Origin of the sequence: Nostoc sp. UCD121 (assembly GCF_014222285.1) — a bacterium.
Lineage (GTDB): Bacteria > Cyanobacteriota > Cyanobacteriia > Cyanobacteriales > Nostocaceae > Nostoc.
Genome location: NZ_JACKZS010000047.1, coordinates 1 through 21,649, shown reverse-complemented (window position 1 = coordinate 21,649; position 21,649 = coordinate 1). Strand labels below are relative to the sequence as shown.

Genomic DNA, 21,649 nt, shown 5'->3' with positions numbered 1-21,649 from the left:
TATATATCTCTGATTTTCTCATCATGGATGTAATATGCCAATCCGTCATAATTTCGTAGCTTTAGAGCAATTTAGTATTGTTGGCTGCTAAATTAAAAATAATAAATTGCTTATAAATAAAGCTAATGAAAATGCCATCAGGTTTAATAATTCAAGATGAAAAAATAACTAAATACCTACTTGCTTATCAACCTCAAAGTGATAAATCAAGATATCTAGCTTTAGCAGGATATAATCTTGATAACTGGCAACTTCTTAAGAACGATATAATAAATGCTGTAGAAGGTTCTGAAATTGCAAAAGCCACCCCTAGTGATTGGGGGACTCAGTTTGAGGTTAAAAGCGAGTGGTCTGGGCCTAGTGGTCGATTAATTAAGGTAATTACTATCTGGCAACAAGATGAAGAAACAGAATTTGTTAGATTTATAACACTATATCCTGATAAATCACGGGAGAATTAAACGATGATAACAGCTAGTTTATTTCAGTGGGTAGAACTGAAGCAGGATGTTCCTAACAGCCCTGTAAAAGCTGGTGATAGAGGGGTTGTGTTGGATCATCTGCATCCTACTAAAACTCAACAAGAGCCAGGATATATTTTAGAAATATTTAAAGACGGTGAAACTCTAAATGTAGTTACTGTGCCTATTTCCTGGGTTAACCCTCTACCTGAAACCTGGGGAAGTATTGAACATGATACAAGACAGACAGTTTAATACAGCAAAAATCAAACTCATGGCTGACTATGGATGCTATCCACTATGGTGGGTAAGTCCTGAGATTGGCAACATTAACCCAGAAACATTGCCATTAATTCAAGAAACTATTAAACGCTTGGACAAATGGGAAGAAATTTACAATGCAACATTAAATTGGCAAGATCCTACTAACTCACCAGAGTTGAGTACAGAGGCTGAAGCGGCTTTTGAAGAAGAAGGAATTAGTCTGTGGAAGCAACTGTAAAGAGAACTTGTACCTCATTATCAAGTTGTTTATTTCAGTGAGCTATTAGGCAAAGTTTTAACTCATCCTATATTTGTCAAATGTGAATTATAAGTTTGTACGTGCTATTCAGTAATAATTTCAGTTAACAGAATATAAATCAAGTGCAGCACTAACAAATTTAATTGCGATCGCGGTTTCAAAGAAATCAACACTGAGGTGTTGTACGCCGCGAAGGAAGCTGTCGTTTTTAATCCAAAGGTAATTATTGCTTTTGGAAGAGAAGTTTAAAATTTTCTTCAAAGTCATAATAATTTACATGGTAAGCCAGTAATTTATATCAAACATCCAACTTACCACTATAGAAAAGATGAAAAAGATTCTAAAATTGGAATAATTAAGTCAGAAGTAAGAAAATATTTAAATCCAGATTTTACTGAACAGTGTAACTCATAGCTAGTCTCTTTCAAAATAGTTTTTTGCCAGATTTGAACTAGGTATGGCTTTACACATAATTTGAGCTACTTTTGTTATATTGCTCGCTATTTAATTTCTCTGTGTGCATTTCTGTTTATAGAATAGCTGCTTCCCCTAAAGCTCAATTTATAGGTTACTGGTGGTGTAATTATTCCAGCCGATTGGGTATTAGGATTAGCGCAAACAAAATAAGTACATCCCCGAAAGATCAATTTAGGGGTTACTAATGGTATCGTTTCTGCATTTGATTTGGCATCAAGGTCAGGACGATAGGAAGCCCCACGGTAGATTAAGTTATAATCTGGTTCAGACTTGGTAACTGGCTCTTGTGGATATTGAATTTCGCTGCTGACTACCTTGCTTGTATAGTATTCGGAGCTTGTACTGATAAGAATAAGAGTTAATAGTAGAAGTAAAATCTGCCAGGGAGCTAATATTAAACCCAAAATTAGGCTAATAGCTGCAAATACAGCTACTAAATGCGAGATTTCATTATTACTTTTTTTTAATAAAAAATAGCCAGCAATGAAACAAGCACACGGTAAAATTGAAAAATACAAAGCCATATTTCCTACATTGGTAACTAAAAGCAAAGGGTTTATAAAGTAGATTAAACTTTTCTTAAAAGTTGTTGTCTATTTTACCTCCAATCAGCTTTTGAAGTTACCGTGCTACTTGAGTAAAAGTTAGAACTTATGCAAAAGTAAAAGCGGTAGGGGTAATTCATTAATTGCCCCTACCTGATTTGATTCATTGAGATATGTCACATCCTAAACATGAGGCGCGATCGCAGGTGGATGCTCCGTGTAAAGTCTTTTATCGAAATAGATGAAGTTACCCTATGACGATACCTGTAGCAACCCCTCTAGCGATCGCATTCCTTAACGCAGAGATTTACTGATAAATAAAAATTAAAATAGAACAAATATCACAATACAAAATTATTACTTTGGGGATCTAATAGGCAGAATAACCTACTAGAGGCTTAACCGATGTGTCTCCCGTGACGAAGTAAAAAAAGCATCATAAAAGCCTAGCAATCTCGCTTATAGAAAAAAAACAGATGCGTGCTAATGTTTTAATCTCATCGTCTTCTCTTCGGGTCTTTCCCTATGCATCTGCACTATTTACACCCCCAACACCTTGAGGAATTAGTCAAGAGTAGTGGTATAGACTTACACTTAGTGCAACTCAATTTTAGGTCGCTCCAAGGTGTAACTGCTTATGAGTACCTGTTGATTTCTGAGCTACTTCCCCGCACCAATACCGGAATGGTGAAAGCTGGCTGGTTGCAGCGTTATGCTCATATTACTGAAGGGGGTTGGTGGTGTTCCGGGCTAGACCCTCTAAATAATTGGCAGATGATGGAATGGGGATGCTTTAAGCCAAATCAACCCCGACAGAATCACAATGCTAAGTCCATCAAATACGAGCATCCGCCTAGCACACCAACGCGGGTATTTTGTTTGCGGGTAACGCTGCAAGTGTGGCAGCAAGTTGCTGGACGTAACAATCTGGTCATGCCTGAAAATATCACCATTACTGCTGATGGTGAAGCTAGAGGCTTTTGGCAATGGGTGATGCAACATAACATTCCCCTGATTCTCTGCGAGGGTGTGAAAAAAGCAGCAACGCTGTTGACACAAGGATATGCAGCTATTGCTATTCCCGGAATTACCAGTGGTTATCGGGTTGTTAAAGATGAATTTGGCAAAGTTACCCGTCGTCAGCTAATTCCTGATTTAGCAGCGTTTGCAATTACAAAGCGTAGCTTTTATATTTGTTTTGATTTTGAAACTCAGCCTAAAACAATTGCTGCTGTAAATAATGCTATTTCTCAACTGGGTTGTTTATTCCAGCAAAAAAATTGCCCTGTTAAAGTTATCGAACTTCCAGGAATAGAAAAAGGGGTTGATGAGTTTATCGTTGCCAAAGGTGCAACTAGTTTCGAGAAAATTTATAGGCAAAGCGTTGACTTAGAAATTTATCTTGCTCAAACCAAACCCCACACTGAGTTAACTATTCCTGCTGCACTCACCTTAAATCGCCCTTATATAGGTGAAATCCCTTTCCCAACTTCTGGAATAGTAGGAGTCAAGTCTGCAAAAGGAACAGGTAAAACTACAGCGCTGCAAGCCGTTGTTCAGCAAGCAAAACTTATAAATCAACCCGTTTTATTAATTACTCACAGAATTTTACTAGGACGATTTTTGTGCGAAAAAATTGGTATTCAATGGGGAACGCATAAAGAAGATAGGGATAAAAAGATTCATAAAACACTTACCCCCGCTCCTCCCATCCTCCGTTCACTCTCTCCACAGCAATCCCTTGGACTGTGCGTTGATTCTATTTGGAAGCTTAATCCTGAAAATTGGCATGGGGCAATAATAATTTTAGATGAAGTAGAGCAATCTTTGTGGCATCTACTAAACAGTAATACTTGTAAACACAAACGTGTAAAAATATTAAGATTATTCCAGCAGCTAATTTCCACAGTTTTAACAACTGGGGGTTTAGTAATTGCCCAAGATGCTGATTTATCAGATGTATCACTTGAATATCTACAGGGATTAGCAGGAATTAAATTAACACCTTGGGTAGTTCTCAACCAATGGAAGCCTCAACAAGGTTGGGATGTAACTTTTTACGATTCGCCGAACCCAACACCGCTGATTCACCAACTAGAATTAGATTTACTTGCTGGACGTAAATGTTATGTTACTACCGATAGTCGCGCTGGGCGTTACAGTTGTGAAACAATCGAACGTTATCTCAAAGAACGGTTACAAAAATTACGACGGCAATTTCCTAAGACTTTAGTAGTTAGTAGCCACACTACAAACACACCTGGTCATGAAGCGGTTGATTTTATCGCAGCAATCAATCAAAAAATCTCTGAATATGACGGCGTTTTTGTTACCCCTAGCCTGGGTACAGGAATTAGTATTGATGTCCAACATTTCGACCGAGTTTATGGCATTTTTCAAGGGGTAATTCCTGACTCGGAAGCAAGACAAGCATTAGCGAGAGTGCGAGATGATGTGCCGCGTGTTGTTTGGTGTGCGAAACGAGGTATTGGCTTAATTGGTAGTGGTAGTACAAATTATCGCTTGCTATCTGATTGGTATCAAGAAAATCAAAAAGAAAACTTAGCGTTGCTTAGTCCACTACACAAAATAGATGTCGATTTACCTTTAGTTCATGACCCGATTCATTTGCGAACTTGGGCCAAGTTATCTGCACGGGTAAATGCTTCCATCCGCCTCTATCGTCAATCAATGCAAGATGGTTTGATTGCTGATGGGCATCAAATTCAGATGCGGAGTAATGCTGTTCATAATAATATTATTCGAGATTTACGGCTGGCATTTTTGGCAACTGATGCCGATGATTTAGCTACCCGCAGAAGATTAGTTTTAGAAATTGTCAAAGTTCAAAAAGATTGGGCGCAAAGCCGTCAAAAAGCTAAAGATATTAAACGCAAAATTAAAGAGATTAAGCAGCAAAATCAACTATCAGTAGCAACTGCTGTAGCTAATGCTAATGATATCGATTATGTAGAATATGAGCAACTATTAGTAAAGCATTCTCTAACTGATGGAGAACGTAACCAAATTAATAAATATGTTCTCAGACAAAGGTATGGTGTAGAAGTTACTCCTTGGCTGAAATTGCAAGATAATCAAGGATATTATCGTCAATTGTTAATTCATTATTATCTAACTCACGAAAGCGAGTATTTTCACATTAGAGATCAACAAGAATGGCATCAGCAATTGTCTTGGGGTGAAGGAAAAGTTTTTCTGCCAGATTTAAAAACTTACACGCTCAAAGTTGAAGCAATGAGAGCGTTGGGAATGCTTCAGTTTCTCGAAGCCGAACGAGAGTTTACCGAGAGTAATCCAGATTTAATAATGCTTAAAAATATTGTTTTTCAGCATAGTAAGCATATTAAAAGGGCGCTTGGTATTAACTTAGTCGGAGAAAAAGAGCAGGTTTCGGCAATAAAAATACTCAGCCGCCTCTTAAATTTGTTGGGCTTGAAACTAAAGCGGGTCAATGATGTTTATAAAATCGACCTAGAAACGCTTGATGATGGCAGGGAAAGCATATTTGCTGTTTGGCATCAACGCGATGAGTTGATGCTGGCTCATGTTAAGAGTGTTGGCTATGATTTACCTGATTATTCTTCAGATTGGAAGTTTGAAATTATTCAAACCCAGCCTCATGCCGCAGTGGTCAAGTAAGAGGTAAGGGAGACGAATGTAGTCGGAGCTTATACCCACGATTGATTTAAGGCATCCAATCTTTAACATTTGGTTGTTGCTCTGATAAGTAAGATTGCTTTAGAAAATTAAGATTGTGAGAACCTATCACAACCTTAACAAATGGAAACGATCGCTATATTTTACTTATGAACAGTAACGCTCATCTTTGGGCGAGATTGATGTTTAGTTTATTTTGCTATGTACTAGTTGGCTTCTTATTTGCCTTAACTCCACTTTGGGCTGACGCTTTTGGGATGAATGCGGCTCTAGCTAATGGCAAAGCTTTAGCTTTATCGAGAGTTAGTTCGATAGTTTTGGCTCTAACTTTAACTTGGAGTTTGGCTTGGAATCGGGTTGATGTTATGAGTTGGGCTGAAGGTTTTGGTTGGGCTTGGATCTTAACTTGGGGTGTAGGTTTAGTTTTAGGTTTGGTTATGGGTGGCGGAATAACCTTGACTCTAATTTGGGCAATAGTCGTGGGTATAGCTTGGTCTGGCGCTTGGAGTTTAGTTGGAGCAAAAAATCAATTACTCTTGTCTTTCAACCAGTTTCACACTGTGCTAATTTTGGTGGGAACCGCAGTTTTCGGCTTGGGTTTGGGAGGGTTAGGACGTTTGATTATTTCATTAATGAGGACTTAGACGATGTTTGACGACAAGGCCGGAGCAAAGGAAACGTATCCAGCTTTCCGTTACGCTTCTACGCCTTACCATCAGTCATAACAATTACCAATTTCTACTTTGCCTTCACCCGCGCCTGCTTCACCATTGCAATGAGAGTTTGATGAGCATCTTCTGCATCCACTAAAACATGATCAAACTGAATGCGAACTGGTACAGCTTCACCATTGACTTGTGCTGTCACATCCATACCTTGTGCATCAATTGACAACATTTTTGCTGCGCTCGCATCTGTTACACCACCAAAAGTTTTAGCGTAAAGAACTATGGCATCAGCATGATCGTCATTCATGTGCTGGCAGATGCGCGAACTAATCTCAGCAGAAAAATCTTTAGACATTGTTGGGGTAAAAAGTTAGAAATACAGCAACAGCTTAGATTTTAAGCTAACGCGAGTGGAATTTGCTAATTTTCTTTCCTAGCAGTAAAGACTGTCAATAATACTCTATTTTCATCATTAATAATATTTATTTCTGGAATAATAATTAAATTAAAATAAAACTTAGTTCAGTATTTTTACCTTTCATTACGGAAACCAGACAGCTTAAACTGTAGCAGAAGTATTAGCAAAACTATTGAAGCTAAGAGACAATGAGCGAAACTAGCCCCAGACGAATAGTAATTGGGGATGTACATGGGCACTATGAAGGTTTGATGACTTTGTTGGAGGCGATCGCCCCCACGTCAGACGATCAAATCTATTTTTTGGGAGACTTAATTGATCGCGGGCCTCATAGCTCACAAGTAGTTAATTTTGTGAAACGACATAACTACCCATGTTTGCTGGGAAATCATGAGCAGATGTTATTAAACATTCTGACTAATGAAAGAACTTCCTCCCCGACGATGCAAGCATGGTTGTACAGTGGAGGGCAAGCTACCGTAGCCAGTTACCACGAGGCTTCAATCCCCGATGATCATCTGGATTGGTTCAAGAGTTTGCCTACATATCTCGACTTGGGGGATATTTGGTTAACTCATGCTGGGGTTGACCCTTCTAAGTCGGTGACAGAACAAACTGCCGATCAACTGTGCTGGATACGAGAGGAATTTCACAGCATCGAAAAACCTTACTTTCCAGATAAGCTTATTATCATTGGTCACACAATTACTTTTACTCTGCCTGGTGTTTCTCCTGGGAAACTGGCACAAGGACAGGGATGGCTAGATATAGATACTGGCGCTTATCATCCCCGGAGTGGCTGGTTGACCGCACTAGATGTCACGAATAACCTAGTTTATCAAGTTAACATTTTTAAAAATTATATCCGTGCCCTGCCTTTAGAAGAGGCTGTAATTACCGTTAATCCAGCCAAAATCAAAGTTGATCGCCGCAATAAAAATTAAACAATATTTGAGATGAGGCGGAGGGAAAGATGTGGAAGATGAGGGAGATAAGGGGAATAAGCAATGCCCAATTCCCCATTCTCCATTCCCTCAAGACCTTACTAAAGGTCGAATATTAGCTTTATAACTAGCATTATCCAGCCCATAATTTGCATTACTAGGTTGGGAGTTAATTGCACGTCTGAGACCCTCAATGCGATCGCTAGTTCCGGGGTGTGTACTCAAAAATGTCGGAGTAGAACCACCCTTTTTCAGTAGCTTTTGCATAAAAGAAACCATCCCAGACTGGGCATACCCAGCGCGTGTCAAGGTTCGTAGCCCTCTTTGATCGGCATCAAATTCATCTTGACGACTACGAGGACGATTCAAGGCAAGTTCTACACCAATATTCACTGCTGTATTGCGATCTAAACCAGTTGCTGTTGCTAAACCACTAGCGACTGCCTTTTGCCGCATCTGTTTAACCAAATGCTTCCCGCCAATATGACCAATTTCATGGGCGATGACACTTGCAAGTTCCGCTTCATTGTCTGCGGTTTTCAGCAAACCTGTGTGGACATATACATAGCCTCCTAAAGTTGCAAAGGCATTAATCGCATCATCTTCAACGACTTGGAAGGTAAAGGGAAGGTTGGGGCGATCGCTATTAGCTGCTAAACGCCGACCAATTTGTTCTACATAGCGATTAACTTCAGCATTCCGGTAAAGTTTGACTTGACCCCCTAGTATTTGCTGATTAATCTGCTTGCCAATATCAGTTTCTTGGCGATCGGATATATTAGAAAGCTGAAGTACCTGGACTCCCTGCAATATAAGAGGCAAGAAGTCTAAAGTTCTTCCAGGCAAGGGTGTACTCAGACACAAACTCAGGGCGACTACCACTGAAATTAGGGGATAAAACCAGCTACGCCGCCACACACGGTAACTTGCAACAAAACCTTTCCAATTCAACATAATACGCTTTAAAGATTATTTCGGGAGAACATAAAGTGATGGGATAAATTATGAGACGGATTTAAAGTATTCTAAGTTGCATTCTTAACTCAAGAATAAATGAGTTGTGATACAGGTAATATTTAAGCAAATCTACGGAATTGTGGGGGTCTAAAGATTCTCTCTAGAGATAGGCTTAAACACGAGATATTACTTTCTGGGTGCATCAGTCTTAATGGACAAAAGCTTGAGGGTTAGCGATCGCACGAACTCGTGATAAACTGTCGCATAACCACAACGCCCAGCCACTTTGAGTTATTACCAAATAGGGAAAATTGCCGTTTCCATCAAAAACCTTCTTGCTACAATCAATTACTTCGCTATTACCTCGGAAAATTTTTTATGGCTATTTTAGATTCAAAAGGTCGCTTGTTCGGCAAAATCAATCTTCTAGATTTAGGTGCTGCCTTAGTAATTCTGCTAGTTATATTTGGCATCTTTATCTTTCCTGGCACTTCTGGTTCTGTTGCCCAAGTTGGTGCGAAAACAATACCTATAGAAGTAGATTTAGTCGTTCGTGGTTTGAATGTCCGTGACCCTGAACAATTATTTAATCAAGGTTTAAAAAAAGGTGGAAAGACTAATGTGATTATCCGGAATCAACCTTATGGGCAGATTGAAATTAAATCCATTCAACAGCTACCTAGAACAGTCAATGTTTTCCAACCTGATGGCACTGTTAAAGAATTACCAGATCCAAAAACCAACAATTTTAGTACAGATTTGCTTTTGACTCTAGATGGTAAAGCCCAGGTTACTGACAATGGCCCCGTTCTAGGTAACAGTAAAGTTAAAATTGGAATGCCATTTGAGTTGGAAGGCTTTAATTACAACTTCAATGCAACTGTTATTGATATCAGATTAAAAGACAAATAACATTCATCTGCTCATCTTCAAAAAAGAGGCTGATAAACCGAATTTACTGTAATCTAAAAAACTTCGGTTTATCTGATTCATTAATGTAAATTGTAACTAATTAGCAGCTCTCGCTTGAAACATCAAATATGTTCCTCCTAATTCTTCTACAATTGTGCGTGTATTGGCGATCATCATTTTCTGATAAGTATCTGCCTCGGTATCTGGTTCACCAAGCCCCTCAACATATAACTTTCTATCAGAAATTTTAACTTCAGCAGCTTTCGCTACAGATTGAAGTGAATTCTCGTTAGTTGCCGCGTCAGAGAAAATTGTTGAGACTTGAGTTCGTTTAATATTTGCAACCAAAGTTTTCATTCGTGTTGCTGTTAACTTTTCGTCAGTACTAATACTTTGTAATCCTCCTGCTAATGGAATACCGTATGCTTTAGCGTAATAACTCAGTGCATTAGATGTTGTAACTAACTTACGTTTTTTGGCAGGAATACTCGTAATTCTTGACTTAATCCAACTATCTAGCTGAGTGAGTTCATTTGTAATTTTTTTGGTATTGCTGTTATAAGTTTCTGCATCACTAGATTCTAATTTTCTCAGATTACTATTAATTACCTCCACCATTCTGATAGCATTCTTGGTATTGTGCCACAGATGAGGATTAATTAAATTCTTGCCGTCTTTCTGAAATTTTTGTGGCTTAGATACCGCAAGTTGCCCAACGGCTATTCTCGGTACAGTGCTTTTAGTGGCTTTAATTAATTTGATCAGATTTGGTTCTAAATTATAGCCACTATAGAGAATAAGATTAGCTTGCTCAATGGCTCTACGATCTTCCGGCTTTGGTTTATAAGTATGAGGATCGGCACTAGGGTCAATTAAGCAGGTGAGGTTCACTGTATTCCCGGCAACTTGCTTGGTTAAATCACATAGTACACTTGTTGTTGCTACAACTTGAGGAAGGTTCTCATTTACCGGGCTGGTAGTTTGAGTGAATGCAGTTCTTGCAGCTTGATTTCCACACCCAACAAATCCAATTGTCAAAGCAACTAAAATGGCTCGGAAGTAATTAGTTGATGGTATTTTTTTTGACATCCTTACCTTCTGCTGGATATAGAGAAAAAGTAATCATTATTAGTAACGAATTAGTGAAATACCAGGGAGAAGCCTTCAACAAGAAGGTTAAGGGAGGAGGGGCAAGCCATCGGCTAGGAAAATTGTATAAGGGAAGAGGAATTAATAGACTCTTTCCTTTCCCACTTTCCTTTTATCCCCACCGCACATCCAGTAATTTGAAGCACTAGCGAGGTTTTGCAAGCAAAATGTTAGTGAACTTCACGCAACAGACTGGAAAACTGGTAGAGGTAATAGCACAATAATAAAAGCGATGCTGAGGAGCCTCCAATAAGGAGTGTAGTTCTCTCACAGGATATTGAAGGGGCTATGCCATTGTGCTTAGATGCCGCAAAGGTCGCAAATTGACTAAGATTATCAGGTTAAGGAGTGAAACGTAGTAAAACTGGGGCTTTTTAAGCATACGGGTTGATTTCGCAAACCGAGTCATGAATCTAAGGCAATTGTAGCTGTGGTTTTGCGAGGTGTGGGCATATAGTTGTTACAAAATTGGTGAATTGGCGATTTTTTGGTTTATCCCAAAAAATCTAAAATCTAAAATTCGTAGTCAAGTATATAGAACAATTCCGCAAAGCTGATATTGGTGAAGATAAACAATGGTAATTTTAGTTATCCTCGTTAATACCCTCATTTCGTTGATACTACTCTATGTGGCTTGGCGAGTGTGGCAACTCAAGCAGCAGCTAGCATATATAGCAGATACGTTAACTGTTTATGAAAGTTGTACTCATACAGTATTAAATAAAGCACCCGAAAATATTTATCTCAGCCAAGAGAATATTTATAACTTACGGCAGAAAAATCAAGCACTAAAAATGCAAATCCAACAAGTGCGACAAATTATCAGTCTACTTTTGCAAGGACAGCAAATTTGGCAGCGTTATTTTCGCAGGCTAGAGTTAATATCGGGGAAAAGAACTGTTGCCAAATGAGTTATGTCAAGTTCACATGAACATTTATAATTAGGGCTGACACAAGGGCGCAAAGATCCAGAGGGAATAGAGAACCAGGGAGTTTTGAATCATAAGTAATTAATGGTTTTAATGTTTAATGAATAAAAGCAACATTTTTGGCTGATATTTTGTCAGGATAGATTAACTGAATAAAATCGGTGAGCCTTACAGGGAGAGAAAACGCACCTAAAATAGGTGTAAGGAGAGAAACAACAATATGTCTAATAACCGTTCTGGAGTATTTATTGGCGGTTTGATGCTGGGAGCTACCATCGGTGCTTTAACCGGTTTGCTCGTGGCTCCACGTACAGGGCGCGAAACGCGTAAAATCTTGAAGAAATCTGCCAATGCTATCCCAGAATTGGCAGAAGATTTATCAACGAGTGTGCAAATCCAAGCAGATCGTCTCTCTGCCAGCGCACTACGAAACTGGGATGAGACTTTAGATCGATTACGGGAAGCGATCGCAGCAGGTGTAGATGCCACTCAAAAGGAAAGCCAAATCTTAAAGCGGCAAACATCACCTGAAGACTCAGATTATCTTCCCCAGCCATTAGAACGCTCATAAATGACATTACCGTGATTGATCCCCTGTTTTGGTTGGGACTCTCCTTACTTCTAGTCGCCACAAGCTTGACTGCGGTTTTAGTGGCGGCAATACCCGCTTTGCAAGAGTTAGCACGCGCTGCTCGCAGTGCAGAAAAGCTATTTGATACACTCTCACGAGAGTTACCGCCCACTCTAGAAGCTATTCGCGTGACTGGTTTGGAAATAACTGACTTAACTGATGATGTGAGTGAAGGTGTCAAAAGTGCCAGTCAAGTAGCCAAACAAGTCGATCTAACCCTCGATAGTGCAAGAATTCAGGCTCAAAATCTGCAAGTAGGTACACGCAGCATCTTAGTTGGTGCGAAAGCTGCTTGGAGAAACTTCACACGCCCAAAACCGACGAGGCGAAATAGCGATCGCTTGCCAAGTAATGAACAACCACCACTAACGTTGCGAGAACGAGAAGTGCTAAGGCAAGAAAATCGCCGGATAAAAACAGAAGTATACCGCGCTAACGAAGGTTATGACGACGCTGCTAACTGGGAAACCAATTTTGATGACGAAGATTGAATTGGGGATAGATTATGGGAACTAGGAACTAGGGCTAAGGAAAGAAGCCGCAAAGCAGAGGGCAAGGGACAATGGGGAGAATAAAAATTATCTCTTTCCCCTCTACTCCCTGCCTCTTGTGCCCAATGCCCTATTCCCAAAAACGCTTTGCTTTGATCCCTTAGATTAGAGTAAAGTAAACAAGTGTAAAGAACTATCATTTTTCCTGTACTCTTTTAAAACAGCTTGTTCACCTCTACCGTTGATATTTGTATAAAAACGTCCATGCAATCTTGTTTTTGGCGACGAATTCTGCTATCTATTGCAGTCTTTTTTCTGGCTGGGTCAATTTGGGTCATGAATTCTCCCCCAGCATTGGCTTATGACAATCCTGAGTTACTCCCTGCCACCTTTACCCCAGTTGTAGACTTAGCTAAATCTCTGCCTGTGCTGCAAGAAGAAAAGCTTGTCAAAGATTTAGAACAGTTTGAAGCCGATACGGGCTGGAAACTGCGAGTATTGACCCAGTATGACCGCACCCCAGGTCGGGCAGTTATAAAATATTGGGGTTTGGATGACAAAAGCATTTTATTAGTTGCCGATTCTCGTGGCGGTAACATCCTCAGTTTTAGCGTCGGCGATGCTGTTTATGAACTTTTACCCAGGACATTCTGGATAGAACTGCAAACTCGCTTCGGTAATTTGTACTTTGTGCGCGAACAAGGCGAAGACCAAGCCATTCTGCAAGCTTTAGAATCTGTTAAAGGCTGTTTGCTCAAAGGTGGTTGCAATGTTGTTCCCGGACTACCACGAGAGCAATGGATTCTCACCTTGATTACCTCAGTTATTGGTGGGATAATTTGTGGATTTGCAGCTCAACCCCGTGAGAAAGGACAAGTTTTTGCTTGGCAATGGGCTTTAATTTTCTCACCTTTATGGGGGATCTTATTTATTGCCTTTGGTATTGGCCCAGTGGTGACACGTACAAGCGACTGGCTACCTCTAGTTCGCAATATCTCTGGCTTTATTATCGGTGTCTTGGTTGCCTACTTATCTCCTGTTTTCAGCCGACCTTCTTCTAGTAATGAGTTATAAGTGCTGAGTTAGGAGTTATGAGTTTTTAATTAACTCCTAACTCCTAACTCCTAAATCCCTGAAGCTGATAAGCTGAAAGCTAATATTTAAGAAGCTCAAGAAAAATGGAATGGCACGTAACTGATGCTCAAAGTTTAGCAATCATTGATAATGAAATTGAAAATCATGTCTTTTCACCCGCAGAATATGAGATTGTGCGGCGGGTAATATACTCTACAGCTGACTTTGAGTATAAGTCTTTGATTCGTTTCTCTGAGCGTGCCTTACAAGCAGGAGCAGCAGCATTAGCCGCACGTACCACGATTGTGGTAGATGTCCCGATGGTACAAGTAGGTATTGCATCTGAGATTCAAAACACCTTTGCTAATCCGGTGTATTGCAGTATGGAAACTCTGACACGCCCTCAAAAAGAAAAAACTCGGGCAGCATGGGGAATCGAAACCTTAGCAAAGCGTTATCCAGAGGGCATTTTTGTGATTGGTCAAGCACAAACAGCACTAACAGCACTAGTTGATTTAATTGAGGCTGAGGAAATTAGACCTGCTTTGATAATTGCGACTCCAGTAGGATTTGTCAATGTTGATGAAGCGAAAGGGCGTTTACAAGACTCCTTAGTGCCCCATATTACAATTGAGAGTCGCAAAGGTAATGCAGTTGTAGCAGCTGCGATCGTTGATGGATTGGTAGACTTGGCTTGGCAAGCTTATGGACAAGATGGAAATCGAGGGAGCTAGGAAAGTCAACTCTATTGTATTTTCTATTCAAAAGAGCATTCAAAATCACTGAATATTCTGATATTTTTGTTAAGTAGTCCTGAACAAGGAGCCTTTTCTTGTGGTAATTACAGGTTTCAACTTAAGTGCATACTTTGCAATTCCCTTAGTATTAAGCCTTTTGGCTAAGGGAGAAAATATAAAAGTATCTTTAGTTGAAAACGTCCATCAAGTATCTACTAACAAGGAAATGATCTTATCCAGTCGCCAGCTAATCAGCACGAAGACGACACCAAAAACATACTACGTTAGTGGTACTGGAAACGACACAAATAGCGGACTCTCTAATTCATCCCCCTTTAGAACAATTCAAAAGGCAGCAAATCTGACCAACCCTGGGGAAACCGTACTGATTATGAACGGAGTGTACAGGAATGCAAGCCCAAATGGGCAGGTAGTATCTATTACTCGCTCTGGAAAAGCAAACGCATGGATTAAGTTTAAAGCATATCCCGGCCATCGTCCGAAAATTAAGCACAATGGATGGAATGGAATTTTGATTCACAATGGAGCGTCATATATTGAGATAAATGGGCTTGAAGTCATAGGGAACAATGACAATGTAACCCTTGATTATGCAATGAGTCAGAAAACTAACAAACTAAACCCCCTGACCAATGGAAACTGCATCAACGTAGATGGACGAAAAAGTGGTCATACTCACCATATACGTATTGTCAACAACAAGGTACATAAGTGTGGGGGAGTAGGCATTGCAGCGATTCAATCAGACTACGTGACAATAGATAATAACGTGGTTTTCGATAATGCTTGGTACAGTCTTTATGGTTGCAGTGGTATTTCCATGTTGAGCAATTGGAATTTTGACAACAATCGGGGATACAAGATGTTTGTAACCAACAACAAGACCTATAACAATCGCATGTTCATCCCTTGGATTGCAGTCGGAAAGATTACAGATGGTAATGGCATTATTATCGATACATCAAGAAATAATCAAAATAACTCAAAGTTGGGTGCATATAAAGGACGCACTTTAGTTAAAAACAATCTTACATTTAATAATGGTGGTTCAGGTATTCATACATTTTTAAGCGATCATGTTGATATTGTAAATAATACTGCTGTTTTAAATAATCAAAGTCCCGAAATTAAAGATGGGCAAATATTTGCTAATGTATCATCTGATGTCAGGATTTTAAGGAACATTCTTTATGCTTATCCTGGCAAACCTGTTAATAGTAGTAATAAAAATAAAAACGTTATTTACGATTATAATATATACCTTAATAGTTCGAAGATAAGTATTAAGGGAACTCACGATATTGTTGCAGACTCACAGTTTTTAAAAAAGTATCCCACTTTAGAAAAAATATCTGGCAATTGGAAACGGCGGCTAGATAAACAAAATCCGCCTATGCAAACTTATGCAGAGCCTGATTTGCTAGGTTTTGCTTGTGGATCTGTTACCCATCGTTTAAAAGGGAAAATCATCAAAGTGGGATGCTCTCGTTAGCAAACTGATTAAATTATCCCACCTCCTCCAATAAATTTTCGATTGAAAGATTTAAAATTCAAAAAGGTTTAAACCCCCCGAATTTAAACGCGAGAATAAATTTAAAAATTATTTATTCAAGCCTTCGCATCAACGCTATGGGGTCAATCTAAAACCAAAATTGTTTGACTTCTTTTTCAATCTTCGTCTCTACGAGGGCGACGACGCGGTTTTTGTTGTTGGTCTTCACGCAAGCGACGACCGACTTCGTTAAAGAAATCCCGCCGCAGATAAGGATAATCACTAATCCACAGGTCACGACCGGGAATGTATATATCGCTGAATTGTTCAATACTGCTTAAATCTGCACGATTTGACAGCACTACCATTTCGGCAATTTGACCGCGAGTAATAACTTTGTGGGCAGGACGTAATGGCGCTACAAACTCAATGGTAAATCCTGTTTCATCACCTACCTCTAAGTTAATTTGTTTTTCTCGGTTTTCCACAATCACCAGTTCACCTTTGCTGTTGACTGTTTCTTGTTTCCCCATCAACTGGTCTGTGATCCACCAATCTAGGACTCGACCACGGAAAAAGCCGCCATACTTATAACGGCGGCATTGCAAATTCCGCATACTTGCTTGAAACACTGGATACCACAGCCAAAAAAAAGCGCTAACTACCCCCAGCACAAATACTATTGAAGCAAACTCAAGTTTAAAAATGACTGTCACAAGCAATAGAACAACTATGGCAACTACAGAAATTAACAGCCGTTGCAAAAAATTTGAAAACTTCCCCCAATAGTACTTGTACTGCAAACCAGTGGCAATTAGGGGGATAACTTGTTCAAATTTCTGGCGAGTCAGTGGTACTAACATGAGTGCTGAGTGATGAATGCTGAATAGTGTATTTAAAGTCTAAAGTATCTTTTCTAATCCATATACTAACGACTTTAGCGCTAAGACTTTGCGAATCGCTAGTAGCACTCCTGGCATATAGCAAGCGCGATCGCTTGTATCATGTCGTAAAGTATAAATCTGTCCTGCTGCGCCAAAAATAACTTCTTGATGAGCAATCAGTCCTGGCAAGCGCACGCTATGAATTCTAATCCCTTCATCTGCTATACTACCTCTCGCTCCTGGCAATTTCTCCGTTTCTTCTACAAGAGCAGGGTTAAAAGTTTTACCCAATTCTCCTAATAACTGTGCCGTTTGAATGGCAGTACCACTGGGAGCATCAGCTTTTTGATTGTGATGCAATTCGATAATTTCCACATGGTCAAAATATTTTGAGGCTGCGATCGCAGCTTGTTGCAACAGTACCATCCCAATGGAAAAATTAGGAATAATTAGACAACCAGTGCTGGCTTTGTCGGCAAAGTCTGCCAAATCTTGAATTTGTTCTGGACTTAACCCAGTGGTTCCAACTACTGGACGAATACCGTAAGCGATCGCACTACGGATATTGTCATAAACTGAATCGGGATGAGTAAAGTCTACAATTACCCCTGGAGGAGACTGTCTGTCGCCAGCTACATACCCTAACATTGGTTCCAATTGATTGGTAATTGGCACTTCCAGGGGTTCGCTTAAACCCGCTAATTCTCCAGCGTCTTTATCTTGATGTTCCAAACTGTGGTCAATTGCACCCACTAGGTTTAAGTCAGGCGCTTGTGCCACTGCCTTAATCACCTCACGGCCCATTTTACCAGCAGCACCGTTGACAATAACCGGGATAGGAGCTTGATTTGTCATAGGTCGAGAAATACTTTTTGAGCTAACAAAGGAATTGTAAAGACTTTGGTGATCTAGTAGCTAGCTTCTCAAATCTCTGGCTTAATTCCGACTACCTTGATTGATGCAGCTAATCCCTCAGTTTTCTAACTTTAAAGCAGATCGGTTCTCATTTTCATCCCACTTTCTTAGCCAATAACCCGTTTTATTTTGCCTATTGCGTTTACCGCATCTCTAAAAAAATCCTATACTCTGACTGATAAGTAGTTCTTTTAATAGCTATCAGAATTTTTTGTCAAGCCTAGTTGACTATTTGTAATATTTTTGTTAAATTTGTTTATATAACTTAGCAATAACTAAACTTAACTACCTAACTGGTATTAGCTAAGAAAAACAGATTTCGGTATCGCTATATCTCATCGACATTTAGACTTCTCCCATCTACCTCGGCTATCAAGTCGGGGTTTTTTGTGTTCTCAATTAGCTCCTTCTTTCTTTAGTAGTTACTCACCGTTCGCCTAATAGAGAATTAATTTGATGAGATAAAGGATATGTCAAGAAACACGCTTTCCCAAATGTCATCAAAAAAATTTTACAAGAAGCTACAGAAATTCTGTGCTAACACCGAGTCGAAGGGTTATTTGGTTTCGAGCATGAATGCTATTACGCGAACGGTGAGTTACTAACCTCGTTGAAAACCCTTTGCTGGCTTTGCTTGCCCTTTACTCTTTGGTTTAGATTTGTTAACTTCTCCTAAAGCTTCCTGAAATAAATTATGCAAATGTATGGGTACACTGGCAATATCTGGTAGCTCTGGCTCAATCGGTTTGTGGAATTCTTGCAAAAGCACATCCAAGTCGCTTTCAAGGTGAAATTCTGGACGTTGCAGAACTATTTGCAACACATTTTCTAATTGAGTTGGATATTGTTGCGCTAATCGATGCCAAATGAAGGCATTAATACTTTTATCTTCAAGATAGTAGCGAACTAGTTTTTCCGCCCCTTGAACACTTTGCCAGTCTTCTGCTGATAAGATTGCTTTTACCTTACTATATGTAGGTAAAAACATTTGTCCCCAACGGGGATGAGAAAGAGCCGTTACCTGTTCTGCTTTCTTGAGTTCGGCAGGTAAATCAACCTTTGGCATAACCATTTTGCTATTACCGCCTTTGCTGTTCAACACCTGAGAGACTACATTAGAATCAGCGCCAAACTCTTGTGCTGCTGCTTTGATTTCCTCGTCTCCAATGCCAGCTGCTTCTGCCACTTCCGCCAATGATTTGGAAGTATCAATTCCTGCTTCTGCGAAAGTTTTTTCAGTAATTATCTCTTGAAATTCTGCGATTTTCTTATTAAGATGGTATCCAGATAGGGTGATTTCATCAGTACCAAAAAAGTCTACAAACTGCTGATGATATTGTTCTACTGACTGCCAAGCTTCTTCTAGCAAGTCTGGAGCATCGCTGTAAAGATTACTTTTATAGTTTTCTTTGAAGTTGCCAATTGCTACAGCCAGTTTGGGTTTACCTAATTTACCCATTATTGTATAGGGCCCAGATAACATCCAATAGCTATCGGTAACAGGAGAAATGCGAGTTAGTAAAATTTCTCCTATTTTCAACCGAGATATTGCCTGTAATATTTGGGTATTGTTAGGCTTGACGACGTAGCATTTATCTGTTATCCAGTTCGTCAATTCAAAGCCATCAGGTAGGATGTTAGTAATGGCAAATAAACCAATAAAACTATGATGCCAGCTTTTGATCAGATTGCGATCGCTCTCTTCTAAATCTGGATGGCTTTCGATAAACAACTCTAATGGAGACTTATCACCGACTTTCCCAGCTGTTAGAAAGCTATCAATGATTAAGTCCTGCTGTGTACTATCGCCACTTCCACGGCGCAACTGTTCTGCTGCATAAGTTTCCAGTGCTTGTGCCAGTTCGCCTTCAGCATCAAGGACAAAATCAACTAAGGCTTGTTTTAATTCGTGCGATCGTTCTAATATGACATCCACAAGTTAATCTCTCGGTGCAACAGATGTAAATTATAGCGTTTGAGAGAATTACAGCATCTAGCAATAGCTAGATTTATGGTTTCCTGCACTTAGCAGATTTTACCCAACTCCTGGCTGGGAGCGAAAGAGGAATAACCCTATTTTGTGAGGTACACCCAAATATTTTTTTCCAAGCTTTAGTAGCTTAGATAACGTATCTCACCATTGTCGAGAACTGCTATCAGGTTTTAACCCACTTTCATGAAAGAGAGATTATCCCTTTTAATCTTGTCTTCACGTATAACCGTTTTTACGTAAAATTTTTATACAAACATATATGATCAGTATATTTTAAAGTGTGTAATTATTGAGAAAGTGAGGTAAGTGTACCTAACTCGGTAAAATTAAGACAAAAGCTCCCAGTGAATGGGCTACGGTTTAGCTTCTTTAACAAACTAGATATTATTGAGATGCCCGAAAGCTAATGACTGAAGCGATCCAAATCGGTAATCGTACAATCACAGCGAGTGAGCTGATTTCCTTGCTAGGAAATTACCAAATGCTGCCACAGTTGCAGAGAGAATTGATCATCGATGAGGCCATAGAGCAAAATTCACGCTCCGAGAAGATAGCAATAGAGTGTACACCTGAGGAAATAGCCCAAGCCAAACAGCAGTTTTACGTTGAAAAGCAGTTCAAAAATGAAGAAGACATCCAGGCTTGGATGGCACATCAAGGGCTGACTACCGAACAGCTAGAAATTATTACAACTCGTAAGCTTAAAATTGAAAAATTCAAGCAGGCCACTTGGGGTAATAAACTGGAATCCTACTTTTTTCAGTCCAAGGCAAAACTAGACAAAGTAATTTATTCCCTACTGCGAACCCAGGATGTGGGAATTGCCCAAGAACTTTACTTCCGAATTCAGGCAAAAGAAAACTCTTTTGCTGACTTGGCGCGTGAATATTCGCTTGGCCCAGAAGCCCAAACTGGCGGCTTAGTAGGTCCGATTGAACTGAATGCACTACATCCGGTAATGGTGCAAATGCTATCTAGCAGTCAACCAGGCCAGATATTGCCCCCTACCCGCATCGCGGAGTGGTTCGTGATTTTGCGGCTGGAAAAATTTATCCCCGCACAACTAGATGAATTTATGAAAGTCCGACTACTGAATGAACTCTTTGAAACCTGGTTACAAGAACAGCAAAAGCGAATCATGTCTGCACCACAAGGGGAGAAGGGCATAGGAGGACAGGGAGAGGGCGATAAAGCTTAACGAATCTGAGTATGGCATTGATTCTCAACCTCCCATACTTGGCTTACATAATTCTGACGACGAAGCGGAGCTACTACGAGGCACTGTCTGTTGAGTACTTACGTTAAAAGTGCGAGGAGATAAGGGCTAGTTAATATGATTGCTGCTTGTTGTAATGTGAAGTTATTCGCTCCGTTTACTTCTTTTTACTATAGTAGTTACAGATGATGCCATATTGCATCAAGGTGGACGTATTCAAGAATTAATTGAAGCGGCAGACTGTCACTTGAAATACTTGCTATCCTATTCACCTGATCAAAACACAAAATTGAGCGATGTTGTTCATGGTTGAAGATTCGAATTTGTAAACAACTAATTCAATTTGAATGAATGTATAGAAGATGTTCTCCGCATAACGTTCTACTTGCGTTGGCAGTTGCTATGACTTCCTGAAAAAAGAAAAGCCTTCTCAATTAATGTTGAGAAGGCTTTTCTGAATAATATCCCTGGCACCGAGCTATTTTTGCGTAGGGCGACCCCTAAACTATCGTTGCCGCAACAGCGTTTCACGTC

The 21,649-nt window shown here is 39.8% G+C and carries 21 protein-coding genes; 14 read left to right on the top strand and 7 right to left on the bottom strand.

The annotated features are described in order from the left end of the window. Positions 1-125: 125 nt before the first annotated feature. From GNF10_RS12605 to GNF10_RS12595, 3 genes are read left to right on the top strand one after another with little or no spacing between them, the layout of a single operon-like run. Positions 126-461, top strand: a complete 336-nt coding sequence (locus tag GNF10_RS12605) for a DUF6883 domain-containing protein (protein ID WP_185585521.1) — start codon at positions 126-128, stop codon at positions 459-461. A gap of 3 nt (positions 462-464) precedes the next feature. After that, positions 465-716 (top strand): DUF4926 domain-containing protein, encoded by a 252-nt coding sequence (locus tag GNF10_RS12600; RefSeq protein WP_185585522.1) that lies wholly within the window; start codon positions 465-467, stop codon positions 714-716. Continuing rightward, on the top strand, positions 694-963 hold the full coding sequence (locus GNF10_RS12595; protein WP_260445835.1) for a hypothetical protein: 270 nt from the start codon (positions 694-696) through the stop codon (positions 961-963). Before GNF10_RS12600 ends, GNF10_RS12595 begins: the two co-directional genes overlap by 23 nt. A gap of 521 nt (positions 964-1,484) precedes the next feature. Here GNF10_RS12595 and GNF10_RS12590 read toward each other — a convergent pair. After that, on the bottom strand, positions 1,485-1,985 hold the full coding sequence (locus GNF10_RS12590; RefSeq protein WP_185585523.1) for a hypothetical protein: 501 nt from the start codon (positions 1,983-1,985) through the stop codon (positions 1,485-1,487). A gap of 546 nt (positions 1,986-2,531) precedes the next feature. On the opposite strand from GNF10_RS12590, the gene GNF10_RS12585 reads away from it, so the two are divergent. Together GNF10_RS12585 and GNF10_RS12580 are read left to right on the top strand one after the other, a co-directional pair. Further along, positions 2,532-5,666, top strand: coding sequence for a plasmid replication protein, CyRepA1 family (locus GNF10_RS12585; RefSeq protein ID WP_185587431.1), 3,135 nt, complete (start codon positions 2,532-2,534; stop codon positions 5,664-5,666). Positions 5,667-5,833: 167 nt separating this feature from the next. Further along, on the top strand, positions 5,834-6,328 hold the full coding sequence (locus GNF10_RS12580) for a hypothetical protein (protein WP_185591955.1): 495 nt from the start codon (positions 5,834-5,836) through the stop codon (positions 6,326-6,328). 94 nt (positions 6,329-6,422) lie between these two features. Here the strand turns inward: GNF10_RS12580 and GNF10_RS12575 are convergent, their stop codons facing one another. Continuing rightward, positions 6,423-6,707, bottom strand: coding sequence for a DUF2470 domain-containing protein (locus GNF10_RS12575; protein WP_185587435.1), 285 nt, complete (start codon positions 6,705-6,707; stop codon positions 6,423-6,425). Positions 6,708-6,958: 251 nt separating this feature from the next. Here GNF10_RS12575 and GNF10_RS12570 point away from each other — a divergent pair, with 251 nt between their 5' ends. Further along, the gene (locus tag GNF10_RS12570; RefSeq protein ID WP_185587437.1) at positions 6,959-7,714 is read left to right on the top strand and encodes a metallophosphoesterase family protein; all 756 of its coding nucleotides are present in this window, start codon (positions 6,959-6,961) and stop codon (positions 7,712-7,714) included. Between the two features lie 90 nt (positions 7,715-7,804). On the opposite strand, the gene GNF10_RS12565 is transcribed toward GNF10_RS12570, so the two are convergent. Then, positions 7,805-8,668: a M48 family metallopeptidase gene (locus GNF10_RS12565; RefSeq protein WP_114084634.1), complete on the bottom strand. Its 864-nt coding sequence runs from the start codon at positions 8,666-8,668 to the stop codon at positions 7,805-7,807. Positions 8,669-9,049: 381 nt separating this feature from the next. On the opposite strand from GNF10_RS12565, the gene GNF10_RS12560 reads away from it, so the two are divergent. Further along, positions 9,050-9,583, top strand: a complete 534-nt coding sequence (locus GNF10_RS12560) for a DUF4330 domain-containing protein (RefSeq protein WP_185587439.1) — start codon at positions 9,050-9,052, stop codon at positions 9,581-9,583. 96 nt (positions 9,584-9,679) lie between these two features. On the opposite strand, the gene GNF10_RS12555 is transcribed toward GNF10_RS12560, so the two are convergent. Then, complete coding sequence (locus GNF10_RS12555; RefSeq protein ID WP_185587441.1) at positions 9,680-10,672, bottom strand: metal ABC transporter solute-binding protein, Zn/Mn family; 993 nt, start codon at positions 10,670-10,672, stop codon at positions 9,680-9,682. A gap of 635 nt (positions 10,673-11,307) precedes the next feature. Here GNF10_RS12555 and GNF10_RS12550 point away from each other — a divergent pair. From GNF10_RS12550 to GNF10_RS12525, 6 genes are all read left to right on the top strand, one after another. Further along, positions 11,308-11,643, top strand: coding sequence for a hypothetical protein (locus GNF10_RS12550; protein WP_012411224.1), 336 nt, complete (start codon positions 11,308-11,310; stop codon positions 11,641-11,643). A 238-nt stretch (positions 11,644-11,881) separates the two neighbouring features. Beyond that, positions 11,882-12,232: a YtxH domain-containing protein gene (locus GNF10_RS12545; protein WP_012411223.1), complete on the top strand. Its 351-nt coding sequence runs from the start codon at positions 11,882-11,884 to the stop codon at positions 12,230-12,232. A gap of 11 nt (positions 12,233-12,243) precedes the next feature. Then, positions 12,244-12,783: a DUF948 domain-containing protein gene (locus GNF10_RS12540; protein WP_185587443.1), complete on the top strand. Its 540-nt coding sequence runs from the start codon at positions 12,244-12,246 to the stop codon at positions 12,781-12,783. A gap of 264 nt (positions 12,784-13,047) precedes the next feature. Continuing rightward, a complete protein-coding gene (locus GNF10_RS12535; protein ID WP_185587445.1) occupies positions 13,048-13,857 on the top strand; it encodes a TPM domain-containing protein in 810 nt (269 codons plus the stop codon). Between the two features lie 104 nt (positions 13,858-13,961). Then, a complete protein-coding gene (locus tag GNF10_RS12530) occupies positions 13,962-14,591 on the top strand; it encodes a precorrin-8X methylmutase (RefSeq protein WP_185587447.1) in 630 nt (209 codons plus the stop codon). Positions 14,592-14,691: 100 nt separating this feature from the next. Next, positions 14,692-16,107, top strand: coding sequence for a right-handed parallel beta-helix repeat-containing protein (locus tag GNF10_RS12525; RefSeq protein ID WP_185591954.1), 1,416 nt, complete (start codon positions 14,692-14,694; stop codon positions 16,105-16,107). 176 nt (positions 16,108-16,283) lie between these two features. Here the strand turns inward: GNF10_RS12525 and GNF10_RS12520 are convergent, their stop codons facing one another. The 3 genes from GNF10_RS12520 to GNF10_RS12510 all read right to left on the bottom strand — a co-directional run bounded on the left by GNF10_RS12520 (position 16,284) and on the right by GNF10_RS12510 (position 19,842). Next, on the bottom strand, positions 16,284-16,970 hold the full coding sequence (locus tag GNF10_RS12520) for a phosphate ABC transporter permease (RefSeq protein ID WP_185581506.1): 687 nt from the start codon (positions 16,968-16,970) through the stop codon (positions 16,284-16,286). 39 nt (positions 16,971-17,009) lie between these two features. Beyond that, positions 17,010-17,846, bottom strand: coding sequence for a 4-hydroxy-tetrahydrodipicolinate reductase (gene dapB, locus GNF10_RS12515; RefSeq protein ID WP_012411217.1), 837 nt, complete (start codon positions 17,844-17,846; stop codon positions 17,010-17,012). A gap of 661 nt (positions 17,847-18,507) precedes the next feature. Beyond that, positions 18,508-19,842: a hypothetical protein gene (locus GNF10_RS12510; RefSeq protein ID WP_185581007.1), complete on the bottom strand. Its 1,335-nt coding sequence runs from the start codon at positions 19,840-19,842 to the stop codon at positions 18,508-18,510. Between the two features lie 463 nt (positions 19,843-20,305). On the opposite strand from GNF10_RS12510, the gene GNF10_RS12505 reads away from it, so the two are divergent. Further along, entirely contained in the window at positions 20,306-21,097 is a 792-nt protein-coding gene (locus GNF10_RS12505) for a peptidylprolyl isomerase (protein WP_185581006.1), read from the top strand. Positions 21,098-21,649: the final 552 nt, after the last annotated feature.